Origin of the sequence: Xanthomonas axonopodis pv. maculifoliigardeniae (genome assembly GCF_041519315.1) — a bacterium.
Classification (GTDB): Bacteria; Pseudomonadota; Gammaproteobacteria; order Xanthomonadales; family Xanthomonadaceae; genus Xanthomonas; species Xanthomonas euvesicatoria.
Window position 1 is genome coordinate 3,439,074 of the sequence record NZ_CP167998.1, and the last position, 26,975, is coordinate 3,466,048.

Sequence of the window (26,975 nt, forward strand, 5' to 3'; positions counted from 1 at the left end):
ATCCCTACGGCTGCGCCAGCAACCGTCGGGCGCCCTGCCTGTGCTTGCTGAAACCGCACCACGCAGCCAGGAGTACCTCGTCAGCTTGGCCGCGACGTGCTCGGGCATCCAAAGCGCGCGACGACACGGCCACACCAGGCATCCACCGTGCCCGCCTTGCGGCATGCGCAGTCGCTCCGATCGCCGGCCTCAGTACCGCTTCACGCCTGGCACGGTGCAACCGGCAATCTGCGCCTTGGCAGAGGCCGCGTTTTCCTTTTCGCCACGCGCCAGACGCGACTGCTCGATGGTCGCCCAATGCCGACGGCACAACGGCCCGGTCCTGGACCCCAGGTCGATCGCCTGCTTGGCGAAGCGTTCGGCTGCCGGCCAGTCGGCCTGCAACACGGACACTTCGGCACGTTCCTGCAGAATCGCCGGGTCGCCCGACACCAGGCCCAGCGCCTGATCCAGGGCCGCAGCGGCGCCGGCCAGATCGCCGGCTTGGCGTTTGCTCTTGGCGGTGTCGCGCAAATCATCCACCTGCGGGTCGCGCAGTGGCTGCACCGACAGTTCGGTGTCGTCTGCGCCGGCCTCGCGTTCGATCAGCAACAGCCGCTGGGTCGGAGTGGTCGGGTCCACCGGGGTCGGCGGCGGCGCGGGCGGTGCGCTGATGCAGGCAGTGAGTGCGGCCAGGACGCCGATCAGGGCGAGCAAACGGTGCAGTCGGTTCATGGGGTCATTCCAATCAACGCGTGGGTGGAGCCGCGGCGGGGGCGGCGGCAGGGTCTTCGGGCTTCTTTTCCAGGCCGAAGAAGCGGCGCCAGCCGCCGCCGCTGGATTGTTCGGCAGGAGCGGCCGCTTCGCTGGGCGCAGCTTCGATCGACGGCGCATTGCCCGCGCACGGCGCGTAGGCCGGCGTGAAGCCGACCACGAACGGGAACTGGCGCGCGCCCGGGCAGCCCGGGTCGGTCACGCCGGTGCCGCTGGCGTCCACCCACTGCCAATCCAGGCCTTTCCCACTGACTTTCAATGGCGCACTCGGCAGGCGGGCAAAGATGCTCGACCACACCCGCATCGCGCCGGTGGCGCCATACAGGCCGGTCTCTGCGTTCTGGTCGTTGCCCATCCAGATCACCGCCAGATGGTCGCCGGTGTAGCCGGCATACCAGCTGTCGCGACCGTCGTTGGAGGTGCCGGTCTTGCCGGCCGACGCCAGGCGCCCCAGGCCATCGCTCAGCAACTGCCGCGCGGTGCCGCCGCTGACCACCTGCTGCAGGCCGATGCTGATGAGGTTGGCGGCCACCGAGTCGCCTTCCTGGGCCGGGGCCGGGGTCTTGTCGTAGCGCTTGAGCAGCTTGCCTTGCGGGTCGAGCACACCGCGCACCGCATGCAGTGGCTGGATCTCGCCGCCGGCTGCCAGGAATTGGTACAGCTGCGCCATGCCATACGGGCTCTGGTCGGTGGTACCCAGGATCAGCGCCGGATTGGGCTCGGCCTTGATACCGGCCAAGACCTGGATCAGCTGCGCGATGCGGTCCGCGCCGACCTGCATGCCCACCCGCACCGTGGCCTGGTTGTAGGAATGCGCCAGCGCATCGACCAGGCGCACCGTGCCGTGGCTGCGGTTGTCGGAATTGCCCGGCGACCAGGTCTTGCCGCGGCTGAGCTGCACGGTCACCGGCGAGTCGTCGACCCAGCTGGACAGCGCCCAGCGGTCCGGCGAAGCCAAGGCCAGCATGTAGACGAACGGCTTGAGCAACGAGCCCACCTGCCGCTGCGCTTCCACCGCACGATTGAAACCCGGCTTGGCCACATCGCGGCTGCCGACCACGGCCAGCACATCGCCGTTGTGCACGTCGGTGAGCACCAATCCCGCCTGCAGCGGCGGTCGCTTCTTGTTGTCCAGCCGCTTGATGGTGCCGGTCACTGCACCTTCGGCATACGCCTGCGCAGACGGCGACATGCCGGTGAGCACGCTCATGCCGGCGCCCTGCAGCACGCCTTCCGGATAGTCGTGCGCCAGCTGGCGTCGCACCAGGTCCACATACGCCGGGAAGCGGTTGGCGGCGACCAGGCCGGGCTCGGTCGGCACACCCAACGGCGCAGCCAGTGCGCGCTTGTATTCGGCGTCGTTGATCAGGTTGTTTTCGTGCAGCTTGCCGAGCACGAAATTGCGCCGGTCCAGCGCGCGTTCCGGGTTACGCCGCGGGTCGTAGTACGAGGGCCCCTTGACCAGCCCGATCAACAATGCGATCTGCTCGGTGGTCATTGAATTGAGGTCGCGGCCGAACCACAGCTCTGCGCCCGAGGAAACGCCGTGGATCGCCTGGCCGCCGCGCTGGCCCAGATAGACCTGGTTGAGATAGGCCTCCAGGATGGTGCGCTTGTCGTAGCGCGCCTCCATGATCACCGCATACAGGATCTCGTTGAACTTGCGCGTGAGCGTCTGTTCCTTGCCGATGCCGAGCAGGCCGCTGCGGGCCAGCTGCTGGGTCAGGGTGCTGGCGCCCTGGCGAACCTGGCCGCCGGAGCGCGCCATGATCCAGGCCGCGCGCACCATGCCGCTCAGGTCGATGCCGTGGTGGCTGTTGAAGTCGCGGTCTTCCACTGCCTGCAGGCCGGTGACCAGCAGCTCGGGCACTTCTTCCATGCGCACCAGGCGGCGCTCTTCCTGCTTCTGGCCGTACAGGGTGGCGATGCGCGCCGGGTCCAGGCGTGCGCTTTTGAGCGCCTTGCGATCGCCGGCGTCGCGCAGGCTGGCCACGCGCCCACCGGCCAGGCTGACTTCGACCCGGCGCGGCGGCACGCGTCCATCCACATCGATGTAGCCGCGGCTGGCGATGGTGAAGCGGCTGCCGTCCTGCTGGTAGGTGCCGGCCAGCTTCGCCTGACCGTCGTCGCGGTACGACGCCGCGTCCAGCTCGGTCTTCAGGGTGGCCGCATCCAGTGCGTTGCCCGGCACGAGCACCAGCGGCCGGCCGTATACGCGGGTCGGGATCTGCCAACGCAGTTCGCCAAAGCGCTGGGTGACCTGCTTGTTCAGATACATCGTATAGGGAATCAGGAAACCGAGCGCCAGCGCGAACGCGGCAAATCCCCAGACGATGAGTCTGCGTTGCCAGCGGGAGCCTTGCGCGTTGGTGTCGTCCTCGAAATCGTCGGGAGCGTCGTTGTCGTGGCGTCGGGGCACAGGAATGCGAGAATGTAGAGTCCGGCGAGTCTAGCAGCGCTGTCATGGCTGTGACCTGCCGGCCCCGTCGGCCGTTAAGAGCGGCTAACAAAACGCCCGACGCCGCTTCGCCAAGCGCGACGTGTTCTCGGCAGCAGCAGGCATGGTTCGTACACTGCGCGGGCAGATGCAACGATTGCCTCGACCCGCGCGCTGCTCGCACCGTTCACTGCCATACCACGCTGGAGTTCCAACGCAATGTCGATGTCTTTGGCCGATGCGCGCTATCTGTTCAATCGCGTCCTCGGCCTGATCCACCGCAGCGTGGCCAGCATGCGCACGCGCGGCTGGCGCGCCACCTGGCAGCGCATTCGCGTACACACACAGGCGCCTCCGGTCGCCCTGGGCACGCCGCTGTGGCTGCCGCAGGCCGCCCCGTTTGCGGCGTTCGCACTGCCGCACAGCGCTACCTCGCGGGTGACGGTGGTGATTCCGGTCTACAACCACATTGCGCACACCTTGGCCTGCCTGCGCGCGCTGGCGGCGCATCCGCCGCTGCTGAGTGTGGACATCATCGTCGTGGACGACGGCAGCAGCGACGCCACCGCTGAACAGTTGCCGCAGATCGCCGGCCTGCACTACCACGTGCGTGCGAGCAACGGCGGTTTCATCGCGGCCTGCAACGACGGCATCGCGCTGGCGCGCGGCGAGTTCGTGGTGCTGCTCAACAACGACACCATTCCGCAGCCTGGCTGGCTGGACCGGTTGATCGACACCTTTGCCCGGTATCCGGCCGCCGGTCTGGTCGGCGCGCAACTGGTGTATCCGGACGGGCGCCTGCAGGAATCCGGCGGCGTGGTCTTCGCCGATGGCAGCGCCTGGAGCTACGGCCGCTTCGAATCGTCCGAGGACCCGCGCTATGCGTATGTCCGCGCGATGGACTACTGCTCGGGCGCGGCCATCGCGCTGCCGCGCGCGCTGTTGCAGACACTGGGCGGGCTGGACCGGCGCTACATGCCGGCGTATTACGAAGACACCGATCTGGCGTTTGCCGTCCGCGCGGCCGGATATCAGGTGCTGGTGCAGCCGGCCAGCGTGGTGGTGCATGACGAGGGCACCAGCAACGGCACCGATACGCGTACCGGGGTGAAGGCCTACCAGGTGCGCAATCAGGGCGTCTTCGCCGAAAAATGGCAGCAGCCGCTGAAAACGCAGTTGCCGGTCGGCACCGTGCCCGGGCCTGCACTGCTGCACCGCCACCAGCGACAGGTGTTGATCCTGGACGAGTGCGTGCCGCAGCCGGACCGCGACTCAGGCTCGCTGCGGCAGTTCAACCTGATCCGCCTGCTGCGCGAGGAAGGCGCGCATGTCGTCTTCGTGCCGACACGCCGCGAACACGCCGGGCGCCACACCCAGGCATTGCAGCAACTCGGTGTCGAAGTCTGGTACGCGCCGTTTCTCGAAGGCATCGGCAGCTGGCTGCGCAGCCATGGTGCGCGGTTTGCGGTGGTGCTGCTGGTACGCCACCACGTGGCGCATGCCTGCCTGCCATTGCTCAGGCAATACGCGCCTCAGGCGCGCACCTTGTTCGACACCGTCGACCTGCATTACCTGCGCGAACGCCGCGGTGCCGAGCTGGCCCGCGATGCCAATCTGCTGCGCAGCGCAGAACGCACCCGCCTGCGCGAGCTGGAGATCATGGCGGCCACCGATGTCACCGTGCTGGTGTCGGCCGCAGAACAGGCGCAACTGCGCGCAGATGCGCCGCACATCCGCACCGCGCTGCTGTCCAACCTGCATGAAGTCGCCGGCAGCGGCCATCGCTTTGCGCAACGCCGCGACCTGGTCTTCGTCGGCGGCTTTCGTCATCCGCCGAATGTGGATGCGGTGCAATGGTTCATCAGCGCCATCTTTCCGCAGGTCCGTGCGCAGCTGCCCGAGGTGCTCTTCCACTGCATCGGTGCCGACCTGCCTGACGCCCTGAAATTGCTGGCCGATGAGTGCCCCGGCGTGCAGTTGCATGGTCATGTCCCGGATCTGGTTCCGTTCATGGACAGTGCGCGTATCGCAGTGGCACCGCTGCGTTTTGGCGCGGGCGTGAAAGGCAAGATCAATCTGAGCATGGCGCACGGCCAGCCGGTGGTCGGCACCACCTGCGCGGTGGAAGGCATGCACTTGCGCGACGGCGAGGATGTGTGCGTCGCCGACGATGCGGACGCCTTCGCCGCTGCAATCGTGCGGCTGTATCAGGACGCAGCACTGTGGCAACGCCTGGCCGACAACGGCTTGCGCAACGTGGCCGAACATTTTTCGCTGGACGCAGCACGGGCGACGGTGCGCGAGTTGTTCATTGCGGGGTGAGCAGGTGGCTAGGGATTGGCGTCTGAATCGTTTGCATCACCAAACGCCGCAGTACACGCAATGATGGGCGATTGATCCGCTAGCGCCGCATCACGCTGCTGCGCTCGCACCCTCATCTGCCCCTCGCGGCATCTTCTCCCGGTGGAGAAGGGAGTGTGCATCGCAGCTTGATCGCGTACCGGTTGAAAGGCTGCACAGCTTGGTTCACCTGCGTCTGCAGCACGCATTGCATCTGATGCAAATAGGGGGGCTTGGAGCGTGGGACTGTGCCTGTACCTGATGCAACACGGGCCCCAGACCGTGGGACGACACACGCTCGGCGGGCTTCCACGTTACCCACATCACCAGCAACTGCTCACCGCTGTTCGGCCACCGCCTTGACCCGTCGCGTGAATTCGGCAAGTTCCGGCAAACCCGGATCCAGCTGATGCGCCTCGTCCTGCGCACGGCGGGCGAAGGCTGCGTCCTCCTGGCCCAGCCGTTCGCTCCCGACCGCCACCCAGCGCTGTGCAAGGCGGCGTCGCGCACCGGCCAATGCATCGGCATTGGGCGTCAGCGCCTGCCAGGCATCCAGGCACCCGCGCGCGGCGCGCAGGCGGTTGTTGCGCAGTTCGTCCTCGAAACAACGTTGGCTGGCCGGTACCACGCGCGCCGCGGCCTGCAGCACACGCGGATCGCGTGGCGCCAGCGCCTGCGCGGCACGCACGGCGTCATAGGCGCTGGCGCCAGGCGGTGTCATCCAGCGTTGCTGCGCTTCGGCATCGGCAACGCGCTGCAGCAATGCCCGCAGGCGGCGCTCGCGCGTGCCCCGCGACAGGCTCGCGTCCGGGCCGCGCTGGGCGTCGCGCGCGCGCGCAATCGCTTGCTCGGCCTGCACGATCGATGCGGCGCCAGGCACCAGGAGCTGTGCCTGACGCAGGGATTGCAGCGCATCGTCGAAGTGGAAATCCGCCGCCTGCCGGCTGGCCTGTGCGGCGTACTCGTCCGCGACCTGATCGCGGCCGCGCTGGGCGATTGCATCGTCCGGTTCGGCGGCCAGCACCGCGTTGAAATCGCGCGCAGCCGGGGCCAGGCGGCCACGTCGCAGCAAGGCCTGCGCGCGCTGACGTCGCTGTTCCAGCAGGCGGTGGTACTGGCCTTCGGTCAGCGGCATGTCGACATGCCCGGGGTCGTAACGCTTGGCCGCGGCCAGCAACGCCGACGCCTCGCCGAGCGCATCGCGCGCCAGTGCGTGGCGTGCCTGCGCCAACAGATCGGTCAGGGCGTCCTCGCGGCCTTCCAGTGCGTCGGTGCGGTCGGGCGCCAGGGTCAGGATGCGTTGATAGAGCGGCAACGCACTCTCCGGCGTGCCGTCAAGGCGACCCTGCTGCTGCGCGAGCGCGGCCTGCGCCAGCAAGGCATCCAGCCCCACCCGACGCGCCTGCAGCGCGCGCAGCCGCGCCGCAACCGGGGCGATCTGCGCCTGCGGCGTCTCCAGGGCGGTGGCCAGCGCCAGCGCGCGCTGCGCTCCTGCGGCATCGCCTGCTGCAACCGCTGCACGTGCCTGCACTACCGCAGCAGCGCCGGTCCGCGCCAGCCCGGTACGGGCTTCCCCACGGTCGCTGTCCAGTGCAAGCGCGGCGGCGAACAGTTCGCGCGCACCACTGCCATTGGCAGCGCTGAGCTGGCCGCGCGCCAGGGCCGCATCGCCCCGCTGCAACAATTGCTGGATGCGCGTGTCCGGCCACAGCCAATCGGCCAGCGGCTTGCGCAGCACGACCACGGTGAGCAGCAGGCAGGCGCACAGCGCCAACACCATGCGCCAGAGCGCACGGCTGCGCAGTGGCGCCCAGAGGCGGGGCGATCTGGCCCAGCGCGGGAGCGGAGACATACGGTGGCGTCCATCCTTGGCGCGACCTGACGGGGACGCGTTCACCGCATTATGGTAGCGGTGGAGGCTGCGAAGGCGGTGTGGGCTCTTCGGGAATCGGGAATCGGGAATCGGGAATCGGGAATCGGGAATCGGGAATCGTCAGGCAAGCACAGCTCACCTCTTTCATGTGCTGTCTGTTTTCAACCGCGTGCTCTTGCCAGGTGCGCGGCGTCCTCAGCCCAGCCGCCGCACCTCGCTCACGCCGGGCAGCGCATCCAGCTTGCCGAGCAGGCCGGACAGCTGGTCGTAATCGCTGACCTTCAAGCGCAGCCGTAGCTGCGCCCTGCCGGTATCGCGCACGTTGTCGCTGTTGATTTCCAGCACGTGCGCGTCTTCCTGGGCGATCAGGTTGGTGATGTCCTTGAGCAGCCAGCGGCGGTCCACCGCGCGCACCTGCACATCCACTTCGTAGCCGCTGCCGGCCTTGCCCCACTCCACCGGCAACACGCGCTGCGGGTGGGCGGCGGCCAGGCGCGCCAGTGCCGCACAGTCGGTGCGGTGCACGGTGATGCCGCGACCGCGGGTGAGATAGCCGGCAATCGGTTCGCCGGCCACCGGCTGGCAGCAACGCGCCAACTGCACCAGCAAATTGCCCACTCCCTCGACGGTGAATTTGGATTTCCCCAATCCATCGCGCCGCGCGGTCGGCCGCGGGGGCGCCGGTACCGCCGGCTGGGACGCGGCACGTTCGGCTTCCAGCAACGCACGGCTGACCTGGTTCGGGCCGGTATCGCCCAGGGCGACCTGGATATACAGCTCGTCGACGTTTTCGGCGTGGAATTTGCGCGCGGCCACGCTCAGATCCGCATGCTGCAGGCCCAGGCGCTTGAGCTCGCGATCGAGCAAGTCCTTGCCCGCCTGCACATTGCGCGCGCGGTCCAGCTTGTGGAACCAGGCGCGTACCTTGTCGCGCGAGCGCCCGCTGGCCAGAAAGCCGTTGGAGGCCAGCAGCCAATCGCGGCGCGGGTCCGCTTCCTTGGCGGTCATGATTTCCACGCGGTCGCCGCTGCGCAGCCGGTAGGTCAGCGGCACGATGCGGTCGTTGACGCGTGCGCCACGGCAGCGATGCCCGACCATGGTGTGCACGTGATACGCAAAATCCAGCGGCGTGGCACCTTGCGGCAGATCGATCACCTCGCCCTTGGGGGTGAGCGCATACACGCGGTCTTCGATCAGCTCGGCATCCAGCGCGCCGGCCAGTTCGCCATGCTCGCCCTCCTGCACCTGCTCCAGCAGCTGGCGCATCCACAAAATCTTGCGATCGAACGCTTTTTCGCCGCCCTTGCCGCCTTCCTTGTATTTCCAGTGCGCAGCCACGCCGAGTTCGGCCTGGGCGTGCATTTCGAAGGTACGGATCTGGATTTCGATCGTGCGCCCTTCCGGGCCGACCACCGCGGTATGCAACGAGCGGTAGTCGTTGGCCTTGGGCCGGGCGATGTAATCGTCGAACTCGCTCGGCACCGGCGCCCACAACGAATGCACCGCCCCCAGCGCGGCATAGCACGCCGCCACGTCCTCGACCATGACCCGCACCGCGCGGATGTCGTACAGCTGATCGAACGACAGCCGCTTCTTCTGCATCTTTCGCCAGATGCTGTAGATGTGCTTCGGCCGTCCGCTCACCTCTGCGCGCAGGCCCTGCTGGGCAAGCGCTGCCGACAGGGTGCGCTTGACCGCTTCCAGGTAGCGCTCGCGCGCCACGCGGGTTTCGTCCACTTCGCGGGCGATGCGGCGATAGGTCTCCGGCTCCAGATGCCGGAATGCCAGGTCCTCCAACTCCCACTTCACCTGCCAGATGCCCAGCCGGTTGGCCAGCGGCGCGTGGATGTCGCGCGTGAGCTGGGCCAGCGCGCGGCGCTCATCTTCGCTCAGACGATCGGCCACGCGCATGCGCGCCAGCTGCCGTGCCAGCAGGATCGGCACCACGCGCAGGTCGTGGATGATGGAAAGCAGCAGACGCCGCAACCCTTCGCTGTTGCGCCCGGCCTCGCGTCCGGCATGCAGCGCCCAGACCTGATCGGCTGCATCCAGGCCGTCCAACAGGCCTTCCACCGCCACCCGCCGCTCCGCCGGTTGCCACGGCAGGCCCGCGATCGCGCCGCGCAAGGCAGGCAAGTCGAACAGCAACGCCGCAATCAGGGTGGCTTCGTCGGCGGCCAGCAGCGCCAATGCATCCAGGGTGTCGCCGAGCAATGCCCACGGCACGCGATCGGTCTGCGTAGGCGGCAGGTCCTGCCAGGCCTGCGCCAGCGCGTCGCGCACTGCCGGCGCGATCGAGGCCACGGCAGGCCGCTGCAGCAGCGCCTGCAGACGATCAAATGAGGAACTGGTCACAGCGGTGGACACGGCGGCGGGCAACAACGGGAGGCTGACGACTACGGTAACGTGCGCGTCACCTTCTCCACAACGCGTTTTACCGCGGCGCTCGCCGTGCGGGAGGACGCGCGTGCTTAGGCCAGGTTCACCCCGCAACGTCTTGATTCGTAACCGCCGGGCGCGAAAAGCGGCACGGCGCTGCGCACGGGAATCGGAACCTACGCACCTTTTTACGTGCCCTTTACAACTGCGCCAGACCGCCTGCCTATGCTCGGGGCACGTCGTGCGTTGCATCCTGCAGCCAGCGACGTTTTTCCCAACTGCTGAGGTAGCCGTATGAAGACCTGGAAGAAGCCTGTCGTTCGTGAAGTCAATTGTGGCGCCGAAATCAACTGCTACGTCTCCGGCGAGTTTTGATCCTGTACGTTTCACGCTTACCTTGCCGCTTTCCTCTTGATGCATGACCGGCAGTTGCCGGCAGATTAGGTCCAGTTCTCCATGCGTATCATCGTCTTGGGATCGGCGGCCGGCGGTGGGCACCCGCAGTGGAATTGCCACACCCCCGCGAGCCTGCGGGCGTGGCAGCAAACAGACGGTGCCCAGCGTCGTACCCAGGCCAGCATCGCAGTCAGCGCCGATGGCGAGCGCTGGGTGCTGATCAATGCCTCGCCAGATTTCCGCCAACAAATTCTTGCGACACCGGCCTTGTGGCCGCAGCACGGGCTGCGACATTCGCCGATCGAGGCGGTGCTGCTGACCAGCGGCGAGATCGACCACATCGCCGGGCTGCTCTCGATGCGCGAAAGCCAGCGGTTCTCGTTGCATGCCAGCAACCGCGTGTTGGGCCTGCTCGCGCAGAACCCCATTTTCGACGCCGTCAATCCGCAGTACGTGAGCCGGCAGCCGTTCGCGCTGGACACTCCGCTGGTGCTGTGCGGATTACAGCTCACGCCCTTCTCGGTGCCCGGCAAGGTGCCCTTGTTCATGGAGTCGCGCAGCGGCGGCGACCTGGCGGGGTCCGATGAAGAAACCCTCGGGCTCACCATCGACGATGGCCGCCACCGCATGCATTACATTCCCGGCTGCGCTGCGATGACCGACGCCTTGCGTGCGCGCCTGCAAAGCGCCGAATTGGTGTTCTTCGACGGCACGTTGTGGCGCGATGACGAGATGGTGCAGCTGGGCGTCAGCCAGAAGACCGGCCAACGCATGGGCCACATGAGCATCGATGGCCCAGATGGCACCATCGCCGCGTTCGCGCCGTTGAACGTGGCGCGCAAGATCTTCATCCATCTCAACACCACCAATCCCGTGCTCAACACCCTCTCGCCCGAGTTCGCCAGCGCGCGCGCCAGCGGTTGGGAAGTTGCCCATGACGGCCTGGAGATCGCCCTGTGACTGCGCTGCTCAGCCCCGACCAACTGGAAGCAGACCTGCGTGCCATCGGCGCGCGCCTGTATCACGACCAGCATCCGTTTCACGCGCTGTTGCACCACGGCAAGCTCGACCGAGGCCAGGTACAGGCCTGGGCGTTGAATCGCTTCGAGTACCAGCGCTGCATTCCGCTGAAGGACGCGGCGATTCTGGCGCGCATGGAAGACCCCGCGCTGCGGCGGATCTGGAGGCAACGCATCCTCGACCACGACGGCAATAGCGCCAGCGACGGCGGCATCGCACGCTGGCTGCATCTCACCGACGCGCTGGGCCTGGACCGCACGCTGGTGGAGTCCGGGCGCGCGCTGCTGCCCGGCACGCGCTTTGCGGTGCAGGCGTACCTGCACTTCGTGCGCGAAAAAAGCCTGCTCGAAGCGATCGCCTCGTCGCTGACCGAATTGTTCGCGCCCAACATCATCGGCCAGCGCGTGGCCGGCATGCTCAAGCATTACGACTTCGTGTCGTCCGAAGCGTTGGCCTATTTCGAGCATCGCCTGACCGAGGCGCCACGCGATTCGGATTTCGCGCTGGATTACGTCAAGCAGCATGCCGATACGGTCGAAAAACAGGCGCTGGTCAAGGCCGCATTGCATTTCAAGTGCTCGGTGCTGTGGGCGCAGCTGGATGCATTGCATGTGGCCTACGTGACGCCAGGCATCGTTTGGCCGGATGCCTTCGTGCCGGACCGCGACGCCGGCCGGGTCGCGGCATGAGCGGCATTACCCGCCATAGCCAGCCGGCCCTGCGTGCAGGCGTGCGCCTGCAACATGACCGTGCGCGCGACCAGTGGGTATTGCTGGCGCCCGAACGCGTGGTCGAGCTGGACGACATCGCCTTGGTGGTCGCGCAGCGCTACGACGGCACGCGCTCGCTGGCGCAGATCGCGCAGGAGCTGGCTGCAGAATTCGATGCGGACGCGGCCCAAATCGAAGCGGACGTGATCGAACTCACCGATACCCTGCATCAGAAGCGTTTGCTGCGGCTATGAGCATCGCGCCGCCACCGCTATCGGTGTTGTTGGAATTGACCCACCGCTGCCCGTTGGCGTGCCCGTATTGCTCCAACCCGATCGCGCTGGCAGCGCTGCGCGAGGAAATGGACACCGCAGGCTGGCGCTCGCTGCTGCAGCAGGCCGCCGACATGGGCGTGCTGCAGGCGCATTTTTCCGGTGGCGAGCCCATGTTGCGCAAAGACCTGCCCGAACTGGTCGCACATGCGCGCGCACTCGGGCTGTACAGCAACCTGATCACCTCCGGCGTCGCCGGCGGCGAGCCAATGCTGGACCAACTGCAGGCGGCCGGGCTGGAACATGTGCAGTTGAGCGTGCAGGACGTGGATGCGGCCGGCGCCGACCGCATCGCCGGCTACCGCAACAGCTTGTCCAAAAAGCGCGAATTCGCCGCCGCGGTCCGCGCCCGCGGCCTGCCGCTGACGATCAACGCGGTACTGCACCGCCATAACGCCGAACGCGTGCCCGGGATGATCGCGCTGGCGCTGGAATGGCAGGCCGAGCGCATCGAGGTGGCGCACACCCAGTACTACGGCTGGGGCCTGCGCAACCGCGCTGCGCTGATGCCCAGCCGCGAGCAACTGCTGGCCACCATCGACGCGGTGGAAACCGCGCGACGCCAGCTCGGCGACCGCCTGGCGATCGATTTCGTCACGCCCGATTACTACGCGCGCCAGCCCAAACCCTGCATGGGCGGCTGGGGCCAACGCTTCGTCAATATCTCCCCGCGCGGCGACGTGCTGCCCTGCCACGCGGCCGAAACCATCGACGGCCTGCGCTTTGACAATCTGCGCGAGCGTTCGCTGGCCGATATCTGGAACAACGGCGAGGCATTCGTGCGCTTTCGCGGCACCGCATGGATGCCGGAGGTGTGCCAGGGCTGCCCCAAGCGCGAGATCGATTGGGGTGGCTGCCGCTGCCAGGCGCTGGCGCTCAGCGGCGATGCCGCCACGCTGGACCCGGTCTGCGAACGTTCGCCCATCCATGCGCAGGTGCGCGCAACCGCCGAGCAGGAGTCGGCATCGCCGGCACCGGCCTTCATCTATCGCCGCCCAGAACGCCCCGCAGCAGCCACCGCAGACCCGCTGGAATAGGCAGCGCCGGCATGCGCCAACAGCGTCTACACTAGCCTCTCCTCTTCTTCGGATGGCTTCCATGTCGCTCGCGCGCCGCATTCCCTTGCTGGTTTGCCTGACCTTGGCGCTGCATGCCGCCCCTGCCCTGGCGCAACGCGCGGTGCAAGGCGACCTGCAGTCGCAGATGAGTGCCGAACAGTTCAAGGCCGCCGGCCTGGACAAACTCAATGCGAGCGAACTGGCTGCGCTCAATGATTGGCTGCAGGGCAAGGTCGCCAAGGAGGCCGCAGTGGTGGTCGAACAGGCCAAGGAAGCCGGCCGCCAGGAAGTGATCGTCAAGAACCGCGGCTTCTTCGACTTCGGCAGCAAGGAGCCGATCGAGAGCACCATGGTTGGCGAATTCAAGGGCTTCGCCAAGGGCCGCGTTTACACGCTGGCCAACGGTCAGGAGTGGGAACAGACCGATGCCGCCAGCCTGTCTGGCGTGCGCAAGGACGCACCCAAGGTCAAGATCAAGCCGGGTCTGGTCGGCGTGTGGTATCTGCAGATCGAGGGTTACAACACCCCGGCCAAGGTGCGGCGGATCAAGTAAGCGCCTCCGCCGAGCTTGCGCGGCTGCCGAAAGCGGTTGCCACCCACGGCATCGGCATGCGCCGCGCGTATCCCGCCGCTGCGCGTTGCGCATGCGACATTGCAACCAGCCGCTGCAATGTGCTCGCCGTAGAGCAACGCATGCGCAAGGCGGCGCCGGTGCGGCAGACAGAGCGCAAGCGTCAGTGCGCACCCGCCATGCCCAGGCGCAGCCAACGTTGGCGCGCCGAATCATCGTACTCAGCATCGCGCACACGCAGCCATTGGCGGTAGCGATAGGTGCCGTCCTACTGACCGATTCCGACCACGCGTACACTCCTGCACACACCGCGCCCCCCACCCGTCGCTGACGCCACTGCTAACCGCGTTTTTCCCACGCAATTGGTCGCAGCAATCGCTGGCCACACGCACGGACTCTGGAGAACCTGCATGCGCTCGAAGACCTATTGCAGCCTTGCACTGCTATCGTCCCTGACACTCTTTGCAGGCGTCGCGCCCGCTGATCCCATCGCGTCCGCTGCGTCGCCGGCGGAGCGCTGCGCCAATGCACCGGACGTTGGCTTCGGGCAAGCCCTGGTGTGTTACCACGATGCCATCGAACAACAACCGCTGACCTATACGCGCGTTGGCACCAGCAGCGTGGCCGGTGTCGAGCGGCGCGACTACCTGCTGACCTCGCAGGACTGGTCGCCCGAGGGACTGGTCACGCCGGCGCGCTGGCAGCATGACGTGGCGATCTACGTGCCGACAGAGGCCTTGCCCACGCGCGCGGTGTTGATCTCAACCAATGGCACGCGTCACCCGGCGGATGGCAGTGCGGCGCAGCCGGCCAGCGAGTTGGCGCCCGAAGCGCTGGCCGCCTTGGCGCAACGCACCCGCACGGTGGTGATCGCGCTCAGCGACATCCCCAACCAGGCGCTGATCTACCAGGGCGATGCCACCCCGCGCCGCGAAGACGACAGCGTGGCCTATAGCTGGTCGCTGTTTCTCAAGGCGCCGCAGCAGCGCAAGACACTGCCGCTGCATGTGCCGATGGCGGCCGCGATTGCGCGCACCATGAGCCTGGCCGAGCGCGAACTGGCCCCACTGCGAATCCATCGCTTCGTCCTTGCCGGCGCCTCCAAACGCGGATGGGCCAGCTGGCACGCCACCATCGCAGACCGGCGCGTGGAGGCGGTGGCGCCATTGGTGATCGACATCCTCAACATGCCGGCCGTGCTGGAGCATATGTCCCGCACCTATGGCGGCAACTGGCCGATCGCCTTCAACGCCTATGCAAAGCAGGGTATCACCTCACAACTGCAGACCCCCGCCTTCGCGCAGTTGGTGCAGCTGCAAGATCCGCTGAGCTATTTGCACACGCCGTACCGCACGCGGCTGGCGGTGCCCAAGTACATCGTCAACGCCAGCGGCGACGACTTCTTTTTGCCGGACAACACCCAGTTCTTCTATGACGCACTACCCGGCAGCAAGGCGCTGCGCGTCCTGCCCAACAGTGCGCACAATATCCGCGCCTCCGTCGTCGATACCCTGGTGCCGTTTATCACGCGCCTGCAGCAGCAGCGCCCGTTACCGCAGGTAAGCGATGTGTTGCGTATGGGCCAAGCGCCGCAGATCCGCTTCCGCTCCTCCGAGCGGCCAACGCAGGTGCAGCTATGGAGTGCACATAATCCGCACGCGCGCGATTTCCGCTACGCCTGCGGCATACGCTACAGCGCCACGCCCATTGCGCTTGCCGGCGGCGGCCCGGTCCGGGTACCGGTGCAGATTCCGGAGAACGGCTGGAGCGCGTATTTCGTCGAAGCCACTTACGCGGACGGATTCGTTGCCACCAGCCAGACCTATGTACTCGGCAAGCAGCGTTACCCCACCCAGGCACCGCCCACCGATAACGCGGCCTGCAGCACATTGCCCGGCGTGCCCACCGCTGCCGCCGTGCGCTGACGCAGTTCTTGAACGATGGCGATCGCCGGCTGAAGCACCTCGCGGGCAATTGAGCGCCATGCGCCAGTTGCCGGGTCGGCTTTTCGGCAACCACCGCGCCACGTTGGACGCATTTGTCCACGTTGCGCAATGAAGTCCGCACAGACAATGCCAAATGGCACGGTTTTGCACTTGAGCACGCCACCAAGATCGATCCAACCCGACTGATCCATTGACATCGTTGTCACTAACTCCTACACAGGCCCCTACTCGCTGACGGCATCGGCCGGTCAGACGGACCAAAGGACTGAATGTGGCTGCGATTTCGCGTTCCGCTTACGCCTCTGCCTCGCCCGATGTCCCCGTTGCCACCAGCTTCGTCGCTGCCGATGTCGGTGGCACGCATGTGCGTGTCGGGCACATGCTGCAGACGCGCGATGCAGCCATCGAGCTTTCGCATTACCGCACCTATCGCTGCGCCGAACACGCCAGTCTCCAGGCCATCCTCGAGGACTTCCTGCAACAGCGGCGCCGCGTCGATGCGGTGGTCATCGCCAGTGCCGGCGTAGCGCTGGACGATGGCAGCTTCATCAGCAACAACCTGCCCTGGACGATTTCGCCCAGCCGCATCGGTACCGCACTGGCGGTGCGCAACGTGCACCTGGTCAACGATTTCGAGGCGGTGGCCTACGCAGCGCCGCAGATGGAACAACGCGCCGTGCTGCAGCTGAGCGGGCCCACGCCGCGCCATGCGCGCGCCAACGGTCCGATTCTGGTGGTCGGCCCCGGCACCGGTCTGGGTGCAGCACTGTGGATCGATGCCAAGCCACGCGCAATCGTGCTGGCTACCGAAGCCGGCCAGGTCGCGCTGGCCAGCACCCACCCGCACGAATACGCCTTGCTGCAACGCCTGTTGCGTGGCCGGCACTATCTGCCGCTCGAGCACGTGCTTTCCGGCCCGGGCTTACTGCATCTCTACCACGCGGTGTGCGAGCTGCATGGCGCAACGCCGCTCCATCGCCTGCCCGCCGCCGTGACGCACGCAGCGCTGCACGAAAACGATGCGCTTGTGCGCGAGTGCCTGCAAATTTTTTGCGGCCTGCTGGGGAGCGCGGTCGGCGACATGGCACTGGCCTACGGCGCTGCCGGTGGCATCTATCTGGCCGGGGGCTTCCTGCCGACGATCGGCCAGTTCCTGGCTGGCAGCACATTCGCCGAGCGCTTCCTGGACAAGGGAAACATGCGCGCGGTGCTCGAACGCATCCCGGTCAAATTGGTCGAGCACGGGCAACTGGGCGTGCTCGGCGCGGCCAACTGGTATCTGCAACACCACACCGAGCTGTCGTAAGCGATCTACCACGCGTTCCACCCCGAGCGCGCGTCTGCAAGACCCCGCATCCGGCGAGCGGCAGCCCGCCGTCCATCCCTGTGCGTGATGAGGAGAGACATCATGAAATACAGCACCACCCTGCTGTCCAGCGCCATTGCACTATCGCTGGCATTCGCTGCGCAAGCCCAGGACGGCGCTGGCACGCAAGCCACCGACCTGGATGCCGTCCAGGTGGTCGGCATCCGCGCCAGCCTGGAAAAATCGCTCGATACCAAACGCAACAACACCGGCATCTCCGAGGCGATCACCGCCGAAGACATCGGTAAATTCCCAAGCACCAACGTGGCCGAAGCGCTCTCGCAGATTCCCGGCGTCACCCTGGACCGGCGCTTCGGACAAGGCGAGCGCGTGAGTATCGACGGCACCGACCCCAGCCTCAATCTGTCGTTCCTGGACGGGCATCCGGTTGCGCAGGCGATCTGGCTTTATGGCGAACAGCCCAGCCGCGGGTTCGATTACACCCTGCTGGCCCCGCAGATCCTGGGCCGTGCGGAAATTCTCAAATCCTCCGAAGCGCGCCTGACCGAAGGCAGCCTGGGCGGCACGGTGCTAATGCACACGCGGCAGCCGCTGGATCTGAAGGCCAACGAAGTGGCTGCGTCCATCGGCTATAGCTACAGCGACCAGGCCAGCCAGGGCAAACCCAACGCGGCACTGCTCTACAGCTGGAAGAACGCGGCGCAGACCTTCGGCATTGCGGTGTCGGCGCAGCACTACGAAGAACGCGTCGACCGCCGCGGCATGGAAGTGTTCGGCTACGCACCGGCCAGCACTTTCGCCAATGCCGCAGGCGGCGTGCCTGCCGATGCGGATGTACCCAACTCGATCAACGCGGCCTGGTTCCAGCAGGATCGCGAGCGCGACAGCGCCGTGGTCAACCTGCAACTCAAGCCCAGCGAGGCGCTGGAGTTCAATCTGAGCGGCCTGTACATCAATGAGAACTTCGACAACTACAACCAGTCGATGTACAGCTTTTTGACCTGGAATGCCGGCACCGTGGCGGCGGTGGACCAACTTGGCGGCGTCCGTAACGGCGTGGTCACCAGTGGCCACTCCAGCGCCAATGCGATCCCGCTCGGCGGCACGGTGATCTACGACAACAACGTGCGCGAATCGGAGGTGACCACCAAAGGACTGGACCTGCGCGGCGCCTTCCGCGGCGAGGGTTGGGGCTTGAACGGACAGGTGGGCCAGAGCAAGTCCGAGAACAACGATCTCTCGCAATACTTCATCGAGCCGTTCTACAACGGCGGCTTCAGCTGGGACACCCGCCGCGGCATCCGCTTCGACGATTCCGCAGCGGCACGTAATCCCGCCAACTGGGGTTCGGCCGGCGGCTGGTTCGGCAACAACGGCATCTTCTCTACCGAAAGCAAAGACACCTACGGCCAGCTGGATTTCAATCTGCAGTTCGATGGCGTGTTCAATCAACTGCTGTTGGGCGTGCGCCACGGCAAGCATGACGAGCGCTTCGAGCTCAATGTCTATGGTGGTGTCACCCCCGGCACCCTGGCCGACGTGGGCACGATCGGGCTCACCGATCTGCAGGGGTTCTATCCCGATCACGGCCGACATATACAGGCAGGTCGCAACAACGTGCTGAACTGGATCCGCAACAGCCCGGTCGATTACGGCGCGCCGGATCCGGCCAGCTACCTCAACAACAGCTGGGCGCTGGAGCAGACCAACAATGCGGCCTACGCGCAGCTGAATTTTTCCGGCGGCGGTCTGCGCGGCAATCTCGGCGTGCGCTACGTGGATTCCAAGACCGAAGGCAGTGGCTTCGTCTACAGCGGCACGCCCTCCCTCGCCGAGGCCGGCAGCCTGTGGCAGACCCGCACCCGCAAGGAAGACTTTCTGCTGCCTTCGCTGACGCTGTCGTACGACACCAGCGACGACTGGGTATTCCGCTTCGCTGCGGCCAAGGTCATCGCCTGGGCACCGTACAACCAGATGGTCAACAACACCTTCCTCAACGACACCACCTTGACCGGCAGCGGCGGCAATGCAGACCTGTCGCCGTATGAATCCTGGAACTTCAATCTCTCTGCCGAATATTATTTCGCGCAGCAAGCGGTGGTGGCGTGGTCGGTGTTCTACAAGAAGATCGACAACTACATCGACACCAGCGCCAGCGTGGAGCGCCAGTACAACGCACTGCGCGACACTGCGCCGCAGAGCTGGGCGCAATTGCTCGGCAGCAACGGCTGTACCGCCGATGGCTATTGCGACTACAGCATCCAGCGGCCGCGCAACGCCGGCGATGGCAAGGTCAAGGGCTTCAACATCTCCTTCCAGCAACCGTTCGGCGACAGCGGCTTCGGCCTGACCGCCAACTACACCTATGCCGCCGGCGAAAACAACACCGGCGATGCCCTGCCCTACCAATCGCGCAACAGCCTCGCCTTCAGCCCCTACTACGAAAAAGGCCCACTCAATGCCCGGCTGACCTACAACTGGCGCGACAGCTATCTGGCCGGCGGTTATGTGGCCGGTGCGGCACCGGCAAGCGTGGACGATTACGCCGAACTCGGCGCCAGTATCGGCTATGCCTTCAGCCCGAACTGGTCGCTGCAGGTCGATGCGCAGAACCTGCTGGACGAGCAATACCTGCAGTATCTGGGCGACAAGGACCACCTGGCCGGACGCTACAAGAGCGGACGCCGCTACATGGCCAGCCTGCACCTGAAGTTCTAGCGCAGCTAGCAACGACTGCGCTCACCGCCAGGCGGGCGCGGTCGGTGCTCGTAGCCGGGCGTACCGCTTGTACGCCCCGGCTTCGAGCGCACCGTCTGCGCCGATCTGCCGACTGCTCGCGACGATATACGGGCCGTTCTCAGCATCGGAGGCGCACGCCGCGTGCCTTATAAAGACGCACGCGGCTTTGTTCGGATACATGCCCGACCGAAGGCTCAACTGCGCAGTGCAGCGACCCGTTGCGACAGTTTCTTCGCCGAAACGCCGGATTTGGCACCCAGCTCCTGCGCAAAGACCGACACGCGCAGTTCTTCCAGATCCCAACGCAGCGCCTGCCACTCTTGGCGGTCTTGCAAACCGTGCGCAGCGGCGGCTTCCACTGCATCCACGAACGGTTTGAGCTCGAGCATGCGCGCCTGGTCGCGCGCAGGATCGCGCTTTGCGCGCTCGGTACGCAGGATCATCGCCCTGAGGTAGCGCGGATAATTGGCCAATGCATCGGCCGGCGTGTCGCGCAGGAAGCCTGCATGCACCAGCGCGCGCAGTTGCTGCTCCATGTCGTCCAGATTGCCGCGTGCCCAGCCCATCAACGGCGCCTCCAGCAGTGGCTTGAGTTCGGCCACGGCGCCCAGGATGCTTTCGGCCAACTTCAAACGCTCCATCGCTTCGCCGAACAGCCGCTTGCCCGCATCGTCGCGGCGCTGCGCAAACGCGCCGGGGTCGCGAATGGCGCCCAGGCCATCGGCCAGCACGGCATTGAGCGCCGCATCGACCAGATCGCCACGCAGGCGTTCCTGCGATTCAATCGCCGCATACAGCAGACCGGTCTTGGGCGATACCGGCAGTTGCTTGCGCGCCTGCTTGATCTTGTCGGCCAATGCGATTTCCAGCAAGCGCCGCACGCCGCGCGGATGCGCCCGCGCAGCGTCGTTGCGGTCTGCAAAGATACGCAGCGCCGCATTGTCGCCCTGATCCACCAGCGCCGGGTATGCCGGCACGCCGGCCTCGCCGGCCACCTGTTCGGGAATCGGCGCACTCGGAAAGTCGCGCAGGCCTTCGGCGGCCAGCGCGCGCCCGGCCCGTGCGGCGAATGCCTGCCCCGCGCGCTCGCCGAAGCGCGCACGCAGCCCGTCCAGATCGCGCGACTCGGCCAGCACCTTGCCGTCGTCATCGCGCAGGCGCAGGTTCATCAGCAAATGCGTGTCCAGCGCCTGCTCATCGAAATCCAGCGCTGCCACTTGCGTCCCGGTGGCCTTGGTCAGAAAGCGCGCCAGTTCGCCGCGGATATCGTCGGCCGAGGCAATGCTAAATGCCTCGTAAAACGCACGTCCGAAATCCGGTGCCGGCACATAGTTGCGGCGTTGCGCCTTGGGCAGGCTACGAATCAACGCAGACGCCTTGTCGGCGACGAAGCCCGGCGCCAGCCACGACAGGCGCGCCGGATCCAGCGCATTGAGCAGGTGCAACGGCACCTCCAGCGTCACGCCGTCGTCGATGGCCCCCGGCTCGAAGCGGTAATGCAACGGCAAGCGCGCATCGCCGATTGGGAAATATTTCGGAAAGCGATCGGCTTCGCTGCCTTCGCCCGGCAGCAGATCGTTCAACGACCAATGCAGGCTGCGGCGCTTGTCCGGCGGCAAGGTCTTCCACCACGCATCCAGACCGCTGGCCGAATGCAGCTCGGCCGGAATGCGATCCAGATACCAGCGCGCCTGCCAGCCTTCGTCGGCAACGATACCGGCACGACGCAGCTTGGCCTCTTCTTCGCGCGCCTGCTCGAGCACCTTGAGATTGTCGGCCACGAATGCGGCCCGCGTATTGATTTCGCCCGTCACCAGGCCTTGGCGCACGAACAGGTCATGCGCTGCGGCCGGATCGATCTTGCCGAAGTGCACGGGCTTTTTCGGCGCCAGCACCAGCCCGAACAGGCTGATCTGTTCCGAAGCGACCACCTGCCCCTGCGCACGCGACCAGTGCGCATCGAAATGCTTGCGCGCCAGCAGATGCGGCAGCTCGGCAATCGCCCAATCCGGCTCGATCGCGGCATTGGTCATGCCCCACACTTTCTGCGTGTCCAGCAGCGTGGCCGCCAGAATCCACGGCGGCGGTTTGCGCGCCAATGCGGAACCCGGAAACGGCACGAAGCGGCGTTGCCGCGCGGCCAGATAGTCGCCTTTTTCGGTGCGATGGCCGATCTGCGTCGGCAGGCCCGCCAGCAGGGCACGATGCAGCGCCTGATACGCCGCCGCACGCTCGCGCTCGGTGGTCCGCGCCGAGGCTTCGGCAGCCTCGGCCTGCTTGTTCGTCGCAGCAGGCGCAGGTTGCGCAGGTGCTGCATTCGGATCCGGCTTGCCTTCGCGCGCCAGCCGCGCAGCACGGTGCAGTTGGCCACGCGTGGGCCGGTTGACGTTGTGGCCGTCCTCGCGGGCGGGCGCGCTGGCACCGGCCAGCAACGGCGCCAGCATCACATTGGCCGGCTCTTCGCTCCAACCCAGTTCTTCGCACAGCAACCGCAGCTGCCGGTGCAGCTCGCGCCACTCGCGCATGCGCAGGAAACCGAGGAAATGCCGGTTGCACCAGTCGCGCAGCTTGGATTGGGTGAGATCTTCATGCACCTGCCGGTACGCATCCCACAAGCGCAGGATGCCGACGAATTCAGAGCGCGCGTCGGCAAACAGCGCATGCGCGTTATCGGCGGCCTCGCGCGCTTCCGGCGGGCGCTCGCGCGGATCCTGGATGCCCAGGAATGCGGCGATGATGATCATCTCGCGCAGGCACCCATGTTGCTGCGCGGCCACCAGCATGCGCGCCAGCTTGACGTCCACTGGCAGGCGCGCCATCTGGCGCCCGGTGGCGGTCAGACGCCGCTGCGCATCGATGGCGCCCAGCTCCAGCAGCTGTTGCCAGCCATCGGCCACCGCACGTTCGTCGGGTGCCTCCAGGAACGGGAAGTCTTCGATCCTGCCCAGCCCCAACTGCAGCATGCGCAAGATCACCCCGGACAACGAGGAACGTCGGATTTCCGGATCGGTGAACGCCGGACGCGCGGCAAAGTCCGCTTCGGCATACAGCCGGTAGCAGATACCCTCTGCAATGCGCCCGCAACGGCCCATGCGCTGGTTGGCGCTGGCCTGCGAGATCGGCTCGATATGCAGCCGGTCCAGCTTCTGGCGCGGGCTGTAGCGCTTGACGCGGGCAAGCCCCGGATCCACCACATAGCGGATGCGCGGTACCGTCAGCGAGGTCTCGGCGACGTTGGTGGCCAGTACCAGGCGCCGGCGCGGCCCCGGGTTGAACACGCGATCCTGATCGGCCGCCGACAGCCGCGCGTACAGCGGCACCACTTCGGTTTCACGGTATTTGCGCCGTTCCAGCGACTGGTGCGCATCGCGAATCTCGCGCTCGCCCGGCAGGAACATCAGCACATCGCCGCGCGGGTCGATGCGGGTAATTTCGTCGATGGCCGCCACGATCGCATCGTTGACACTGCGCTCGCCGTCGCGGCCGCTGCCGTGTTCGCCATCGTCGCTGTCGCCCGTATCGCCTTCCAGCGGGCGATAACGCACCTCGACTGGGAAGGTGCGGCCTTCCACGCTGATCACCGGCGCGTTGTCGAAATGCTGGGCAAAGCGCTCGGTATCGATGGTGGCCGAGGTGACGATCAACTTGAGGTCGGAGCGCTTGCGCAGCAACTGCTTGAGATAGCCGAGCAGGAAATCGATGTTGAGGCTGCGCTCGTGCGCCTCGTCCACGATGATGGTGTCGTAGGACGACAGCCAACGGTCGCTGGCGATTTCCGCCAGCAGGATGCCGTCGGTCATGAACTTGATGCGCGACTGATCGCTGACGCGATCGGTGAAGCGCACCTGGAAGCCCACCGTCGTGCCCAATGGCGTCTTCAGCTCGTCGGCCACGCGCGCGGCCACTGCACGCGCGGCGATCCGGCGTGGTTGGGTGCAGCCGATCATCCCGGCGGCTCCGCGTCCGGCCGCCAGGCACAGCTTGGGCAGCTGGGTGGTCTTGCCCGAGCCGGTTTCGCCGGCGATGACCACCACCTGATGGTCGCGGATCAGCGCGATGATGCGCTCGGCCTCGCGTGCGATCGGCAACTGGTCGTCCAGCGTGATGGCCGGCTGCTGCTCGGCCCGCGCCTGGCGTTGCGCCTGCGATGCCGCCAGCGCCTGCTCGAACGCATCGCGCACCTGCGGGTTGCCCGGCTTGCCCTGCCAGCGCGACCATAGGCCCAGCAAGCGGCCACGGTCGCGGCTCATCGCACCATCCACGGCACGGCGGCGCTCACGCAAGGTGTCGGCAAGGGTGGAGTCGATAGCGCTCATCGATGGAAAAATGTGAAAAATTGAATGACGTTTGATCCTTTAGCCTGTCTATTGTGACGCCATATCAGTTCCCCAAGACATCCACCCTGCAAGGACCATCCCATGTCCAAGAAAAAAAACGCCAATAAGCCCGTCGTCGTCAGTGATGCCCTGCCGGTCGCTGCTGCGTCGGCACAACATATCGATATCGGGATCAAGGACAGCGATCGCAAGCAGATCTCCGACGGTCTGGCCCGCTACATGGCTGACGCCTTCACCTTGTATCTGAAGACCCACAACTTCCACTGGAACGTCACCGGGTCGATGTTCAACTCGCTTCACACCATGTTCGAAACCCAGTACACCGAGCAGTGGGCGGCGCTGGACGAGGTGGCCGAGCGCATCCGCGCCCTGGGCTACAACGCGCCGGGCTCGTACCGCGAATTCGTCGCGTTGACCTCGATCCCGGAAGAGCCGGGCCTGAGCGACAGCGCCGACTGGCGTGAAATGGTGCGTCAGCTGGTCAGCGGCAACGAAGCCGTCTGCCGCACCGCACGCAAGGTGCTGGGCACCGCCGACGACGCCGGCGACGACCCGACCGTGGACCTGCTGACCCAGCGTCTGCAGACCCACGAAAAGTACGCCTGGATGCTGCGCTCGCTGCTGCAGTAAACCCTCTGGGCTTCGCCCCTTCGGGTTTGAGCCCCTCTCCCGCCGGGAGAGGGGTTGGGGTGAGGGTACGGTGCGAAGCCCACGTCATCCCAACCGCATAAGGCTTCAGTGCGTCCCCTGCGCGCCGACATACAGCACATCGCGGCAATCTCCGATCTGCCATTGCGCGCAGCTGCTCCCATGCCATCCGGCCAGGGCTTGACCCGCGCGGTATCCTAGGTCGATGTCTTCCCCCGCTCACGAACTGCTCAGCCGCGTCTTCGGCTACGACGACTTCCGCGGCCCGCAGCAGGCCATTGTCGAACACGTCGCTGCCGGCAACGATGCCCTGGTCCTGATGCCCACCGGTGGCGGCAAGTCGCTGTGCTACCAGGTGCCGGCGCTGCTACGCGACGGCATCGGCATCGTGGTCTCGCCGCTGATCGCGCTGATGCAGGATCAGGTCGAGGCCCTGCGCCAGCTCGGCGTACGCGCCGAGTTCCTCAATTCCACCCTGGATGCAGAAAACGCCCAGCGCGTGGAACGCGCCCTGTTGTCCGGCGACCTGGATCTGCTCTACGTTGCGCCCGAGCGCTTGCTGACCCAGCGCTTCCTCTCGTTGCTGGAACGTAGCCGCATTGCGCTGTTCGCCATCGACGAAGCCCATTGCGTCTCGCAATGGGGCCACGATTTCCGCCCGGAATACCGCCAGCTCACCGTGCTGCACGAGCGCTGGCCGCATATTCCGCGCATGGCGCTGACGGCCACCGCCGACCCGCCGACCCAGCGCGAAATCGCAGAGCGCCTGGATCTGGTGGACGCGCGCCACTTCGTCAGTTCCTTCGACCGCCCCAACATCCGCTACACGGTGGTGCAGAAGGACAACGCGCGCAAACAGCTGCAGGAATTCCTGGGCCGTCATCGTGGCTCGGCCGGCATCGTGTATGCGATGTCGCGGCGCAAGGTGGAAGAAACCGCGCAGCAACTGTGCGCGCAAGGCTTCAATGCACTGCCCTATCACGCTGGCCTGCCGGCAGAGGTGCGTGCAGAAAACCAGCGCCGCTTCCTGCGCGAGGACGGCATCATCATGGCCGCCACGATCGCTTTCGGCATGGGCATCGACAAGCCGGACGTGCGCTTTGTGGCGCACGTGGATCTGCCCAAATCGCTGGAGGGCTACTACCAGGAAACCGGACGCGCCGGCCGCGACGGCGACCCCGCCGAAGCCTGGCTGTGTTACGGCCTGGGCGATGTGGTGCTGCTCAAGCAGATGATCGAGCAAGGCGAAGCCGCCGAAGAGCGCAAGCGTCTGGAGCGCGCCAAGCTCGACCACCTGCTGGGCTATTGCGAATCCATGCAATGCCGCCGCCAGGTGCTGCTGGCCGGCTTCGGCGAGACCTATGCCAAACCCTGCGGCAATTGCGACAACTGCCTGACCCCGGCCGCCGCCTGGGACGCCACGGTAGCCTCGCAGAAGGCGCTCAGTTGCGTGTATCGCAGCGGGCAGCGCTTTGGCGTGGGCCATCTGATCGACATCCTGCGCGGTAGCGAAAATGAACGTATCAAACAGCTGGGTCACGACCAGCTGAGCACCTACGGCATCGGCCGCGACCTGGACGAACGCACCTGGCGCGGCGTATTTCGCCAGCTGGTGGCCGCCAGCCTGCTGGAGGTGGATAGCGAAGGTCATGGCGGCCTACGCCTCACCGATGCCAGCCGCCAGGTGCTCAAGGGCGAGCGCCAGGTCATGATGCGCCGCGAAAACCCGGCTGCCGGGCGCGAGCGCAGCGCGCAGCGCACCGGCCTGCCGGTGCAGCCGCAGGATCTGGCGTTGTTCAACGCCTTGCGTGGCCTGCGCGCGGATCTGGCCAAGGAACAGAACGTGCCGGCTTTCGTGATCTTCCACGACAGCACCTTGCGCAACATCGCCGAACAACGGCCAACCAGCATCGATGCGCTGTCGCGGGTGGGCGGCATCGGCGGCGGCAAGCTGGCGCGTTATGGCGCGCAATTGATCGAGATCGTGCGCGAACAGGGCTGATGCAGCAGCATGTGTCAACACAACACCGCAGACGGCACAAAAATCCGCAGGATCGACAGCGCGCATTCAATCAGCCGTTGCTAGTTTCACAAAGCGAGCCGGCACGC

General features: G+C 66.2%; 17 protein-coding genes. 12 read left to right on the forward strand and 5 right to left on the reverse strand.

Going from position 1 to position 26,975, the window contains the following annotated elements:
• Window positions 1-189: 189 nt before the first annotated feature.
• Window positions 190-714, reverse strand: coding sequence for a hypothetical protein (locus ACDH77_RS14825; protein WP_008575203.1), 525 nt, complete (start codon window positions 712-714; stop codon window positions 190-192).
• A gap of 13 nt (window positions 715-727) precedes the next feature.
• Window positions 728-3,172 carry a penicillin-binding protein 1B gene (gene mrcB / locus ACDH77_RS14830; RefSeq protein WP_008575205.1) on the reverse strand — a complete coding sequence of 815 codons (2,445 nt, stop codon included), beginning with the start codon at window positions 3,170-3,172 and terminating at the stop codon, window positions 728-730.
• 237 nt (window positions 3,173-3,409) lie between these two features.
• On the opposite strand from mrcB, the gene ACDH77_RS14835 reads away from it, so the two are divergent.
• Entirely contained in the window at window positions 3,410-5,512 is a 2,103-nt protein-coding gene (locus ACDH77_RS14835; protein ID WP_031423740.1) for a glycosyltransferase, read from the forward strand.
• Window positions 5,513-5,867: 355 nt separating this feature from the next.
• On the opposite strand, the gene ACDH77_RS14840 is transcribed toward ACDH77_RS14835, so the two are convergent.
• Complete coding sequence (locus ACDH77_RS14840; protein ID WP_218196398.1) at window positions 5,868-7,310, reverse strand: hypothetical protein; 1,443 nt, start codon at window positions 7,308-7,310, stop codon at window positions 5,868-5,870.
• A 288-nt stretch (window positions 7,311-7,598) separates the two neighbouring features.
• Entirely contained in the window at window positions 7,599-9,785 is a 2,187-nt protein-coding gene (locus ACDH77_RS14845; protein ID WP_014090786.1) for a RelA/SpoT family protein, read from the reverse strand.
• 291 nt (window positions 9,786-10,076) lie between these two features.
• On the opposite strand from ACDH77_RS14845, the gene pqqA reads away from it, so the two are divergent.
• The 9 genes from pqqA to ACDH77_RS14890 all read left to right on the forward strand — a co-directional run bounded on the left by pqqA (window position 10,077) and on the right by ACDH77_RS14890 (window position 19,860).
• Window positions 10,077-10,157 (forward strand): pyrroloquinoline quinone precursor peptide PqqA, encoded by an 81-nt coding sequence (gene pqqA / locus ACDH77_RS14850; protein ID WP_002812057.1) that lies wholly within the window; start codon window positions 10,077-10,079, stop codon window positions 10,155-10,157.
• Between the two features lie 81 nt (window positions 10,158-10,238).
• Complete coding sequence (gene pqqB, locus ACDH77_RS14855) at window positions 10,239-11,138, forward strand: pyrroloquinoline quinone biosynthesis protein PqqB (RefSeq protein WP_008575220.1); 900 nt, start codon at window positions 10,239-10,241, stop codon at window positions 11,136-11,138.
• Window positions 11,135-11,887 carry a pyrroloquinoline-quinone synthase PqqC gene (gene pqqC / locus ACDH77_RS14860; RefSeq protein ID WP_008575222.1) on the forward strand — a complete coding sequence of 251 codons (753 nt, stop codon included), beginning with the start codon at window positions 11,135-11,137 and terminating at the stop codon, window positions 11,885-11,887. The genes pqqB and pqqC overlap by 4 nt, the downstream gene beginning before the upstream one ends.
• A complete protein-coding gene (pqqD, locus tag ACDH77_RS14865) occupies window positions 11,884-12,162 on the forward strand; it encodes a pyrroloquinoline quinone biosynthesis peptide chaperone PqqD (protein WP_008575224.1) in 279 nt (92 codons plus the stop codon). Before pqqC ends, pqqD begins: the two co-directional genes overlap by 4 nt.
• Entirely contained in the window at window positions 12,159-13,277 is a 1,119-nt protein-coding gene (gene pqqE, locus ACDH77_RS14870) for a pyrroloquinoline quinone biosynthesis protein PqqE (protein ID WP_008575225.1), read from the forward strand. The genes pqqD and pqqE overlap by 4 nt, the downstream gene beginning before the upstream one ends.
• A 61-nt stretch (window positions 13,278-13,338) precedes the next feature.
• Window positions 13,339-13,851 (forward strand): hypothetical protein, encoded by a 513-nt coding sequence (locus tag ACDH77_RS14875; protein WP_014090790.1) that lies wholly within the window; start codon window positions 13,339-13,341, stop codon window positions 13,849-13,851.
• Between the two features lie 428 nt (window positions 13,852-14,279).
• Window positions 14,280-15,794 carry a PhoPQ-activated pathogenicity-related family protein gene (locus ACDH77_RS14880; RefSeq protein WP_008575228.1) on the forward strand — a complete coding sequence of 505 codons (1,515 nt, stop codon included), beginning with the start codon at window positions 14,280-14,282 and terminating at the stop codon, window positions 15,792-15,794.
• A 292-nt stretch (window positions 15,795-16,086) separates the two neighbouring features.
• Window positions 16,087-17,121: a glucokinase family protein gene (locus tag ACDH77_RS14885; protein WP_031423747.1), complete on the forward strand. Its 1,035-nt coding sequence runs from the start codon at window positions 16,087-16,089 to the stop codon at window positions 17,119-17,121.
• 102 nt (window positions 17,122-17,223) lie between these two features.
• Window positions 17,224-19,860, forward strand: coding sequence for a TonB-dependent receptor (locus ACDH77_RS14890; protein ID WP_031423749.1), 2,637 nt, complete (start codon window positions 17,224-17,226; stop codon window positions 19,858-19,860).
• A gap of 215 nt (window positions 19,861-20,075) precedes the next feature.
• Here the strand turns inward: ACDH77_RS14890 and hrpA are convergent, their stop codons facing one another.
• Window positions 20,076-24,197, reverse strand: coding sequence for an ATP-dependent RNA helicase HrpA (hrpA, locus tag ACDH77_RS14895; RefSeq protein WP_218488492.1), 4,122 nt, complete (start codon window positions 24,195-24,197; stop codon window positions 20,076-20,078).
• Window positions 24,198-24,299: 102 nt separating this feature from the next.
• Between hrpA and ACDH77_RS14900 the strand changes: the two genes are divergently transcribed.
• Together ACDH77_RS14900 and recQ are read left to right on the forward strand one after the other, a co-directional pair.
• The gene (locus ACDH77_RS14900) at window positions 24,300-24,848 is read left to right on the forward strand and encodes a Dps family protein (RefSeq protein ID WP_218504460.1); all 549 of its coding nucleotides are present in this window, start codon (window positions 24,300-24,302) and stop codon (window positions 24,846-24,848) included.
• A 223-nt stretch (window positions 24,849-25,071) separates the two neighbouring features.
• Window positions 25,072-26,868 carry a DNA helicase RecQ gene (gene recQ / locus ACDH77_RS14905; RefSeq protein ID WP_372353523.1) on the forward strand — a complete coding sequence of 599 codons (1,797 nt, stop codon included), beginning with the start codon at window positions 25,072-25,074 and terminating at the stop codon, window positions 26,866-26,868.
• The last annotated feature ends 107 nt before the right edge of the window (window positions 26,869-26,975 follow it).

Excerpts from the sequence above, each read along its gene's own strand:
- ACDH77_RS14825 (WP_008575203.1), bottom strand. The coding sequence starts at position 714 with ATGAACCGACTGCACCGTTTGCTCGCCCTGATCGGCGTCCTGGCCGCA.
- ACDH77_RS14835 (WP_031423740.1), top strand. The coding sequence starts at position 3,410 with ATGTCGATGTCTTTGGCCGATGCGCGCTATCTGTTCAATCGCGTCCTC.
- ACDH77_RS14840 (WP_218196398.1), bottom strand. The coding sequence starts at position 7,310 with ATGGTGTTGGCGCTGTGCGCCTGCCTGCTGCTCACCGTGGTCGTGCTG.
- pqqA (WP_002812057.1), top strand. The coding sequence starts at position 10,077 with ATGAAGACCTGGAAGAAGCCTGTCGTTCGTGAAGTCAATTGTGGCGCC.
- pqqB (WP_008575220.1), top strand. The coding sequence starts at position 10,239 with ATGCGTATCATCGTCTTGGGATCGGCGGCCGGCGGTGGGCACCCGCAG.
- pqqD (WP_008575224.1), top strand. The coding sequence starts at position 11,884 with ATGAGCGGCATTACCCGCCATAGCCAGCCGGCCCTGCGTGCAGGCGTG.
- pqqE (WP_008575225.1), top strand. The coding sequence starts at position 12,159 with ATGAGCATCGCGCCGCCACCGCTATCGGTGTTGTTGGAATTGACCCAC.
- ACDH77_RS14875 (WP_014090790.1), top strand. The coding sequence starts at position 13,339 with ATGTCGCTCGCGCGCCGCATTCCCTTGCTGGTTTGCCTGACCTTGGCG.
- ACDH77_RS14880 (WP_008575228.1), top strand. The coding sequence starts at position 14,280 with ATGCGCTCGAAGACCTATTGCAGCCTTGCACTGCTATCGTCCCTGACA.
- ACDH77_RS14890 (WP_031423749.1), top strand. The coding sequence starts at position 17,224 with ATGAAATACAGCACCACCCTGCTGTCCAGCGCCATTGCACTATCGCTG.
- hrpA (WP_218488492.1), bottom strand. The coding sequence starts at position 24,197 with ATGAGCGCTATCGACTCCACCCTTGCCGACACCTTGCGTGAGCGCCGC.
- ACDH77_RS14900 (WP_218504460.1), top strand. The coding sequence starts at position 24,300 with ATGTCCAAGAAAAAAAACGCCAATAAGCCCGTCGTCGTCAGTGATGCC.
- recQ (WP_372353523.1), top strand. The coding sequence starts at position 25,072 with ATGTCTTCCCCCGCTCACGAACTGCTCAGCCGCGTCTTCGGCTACGAC.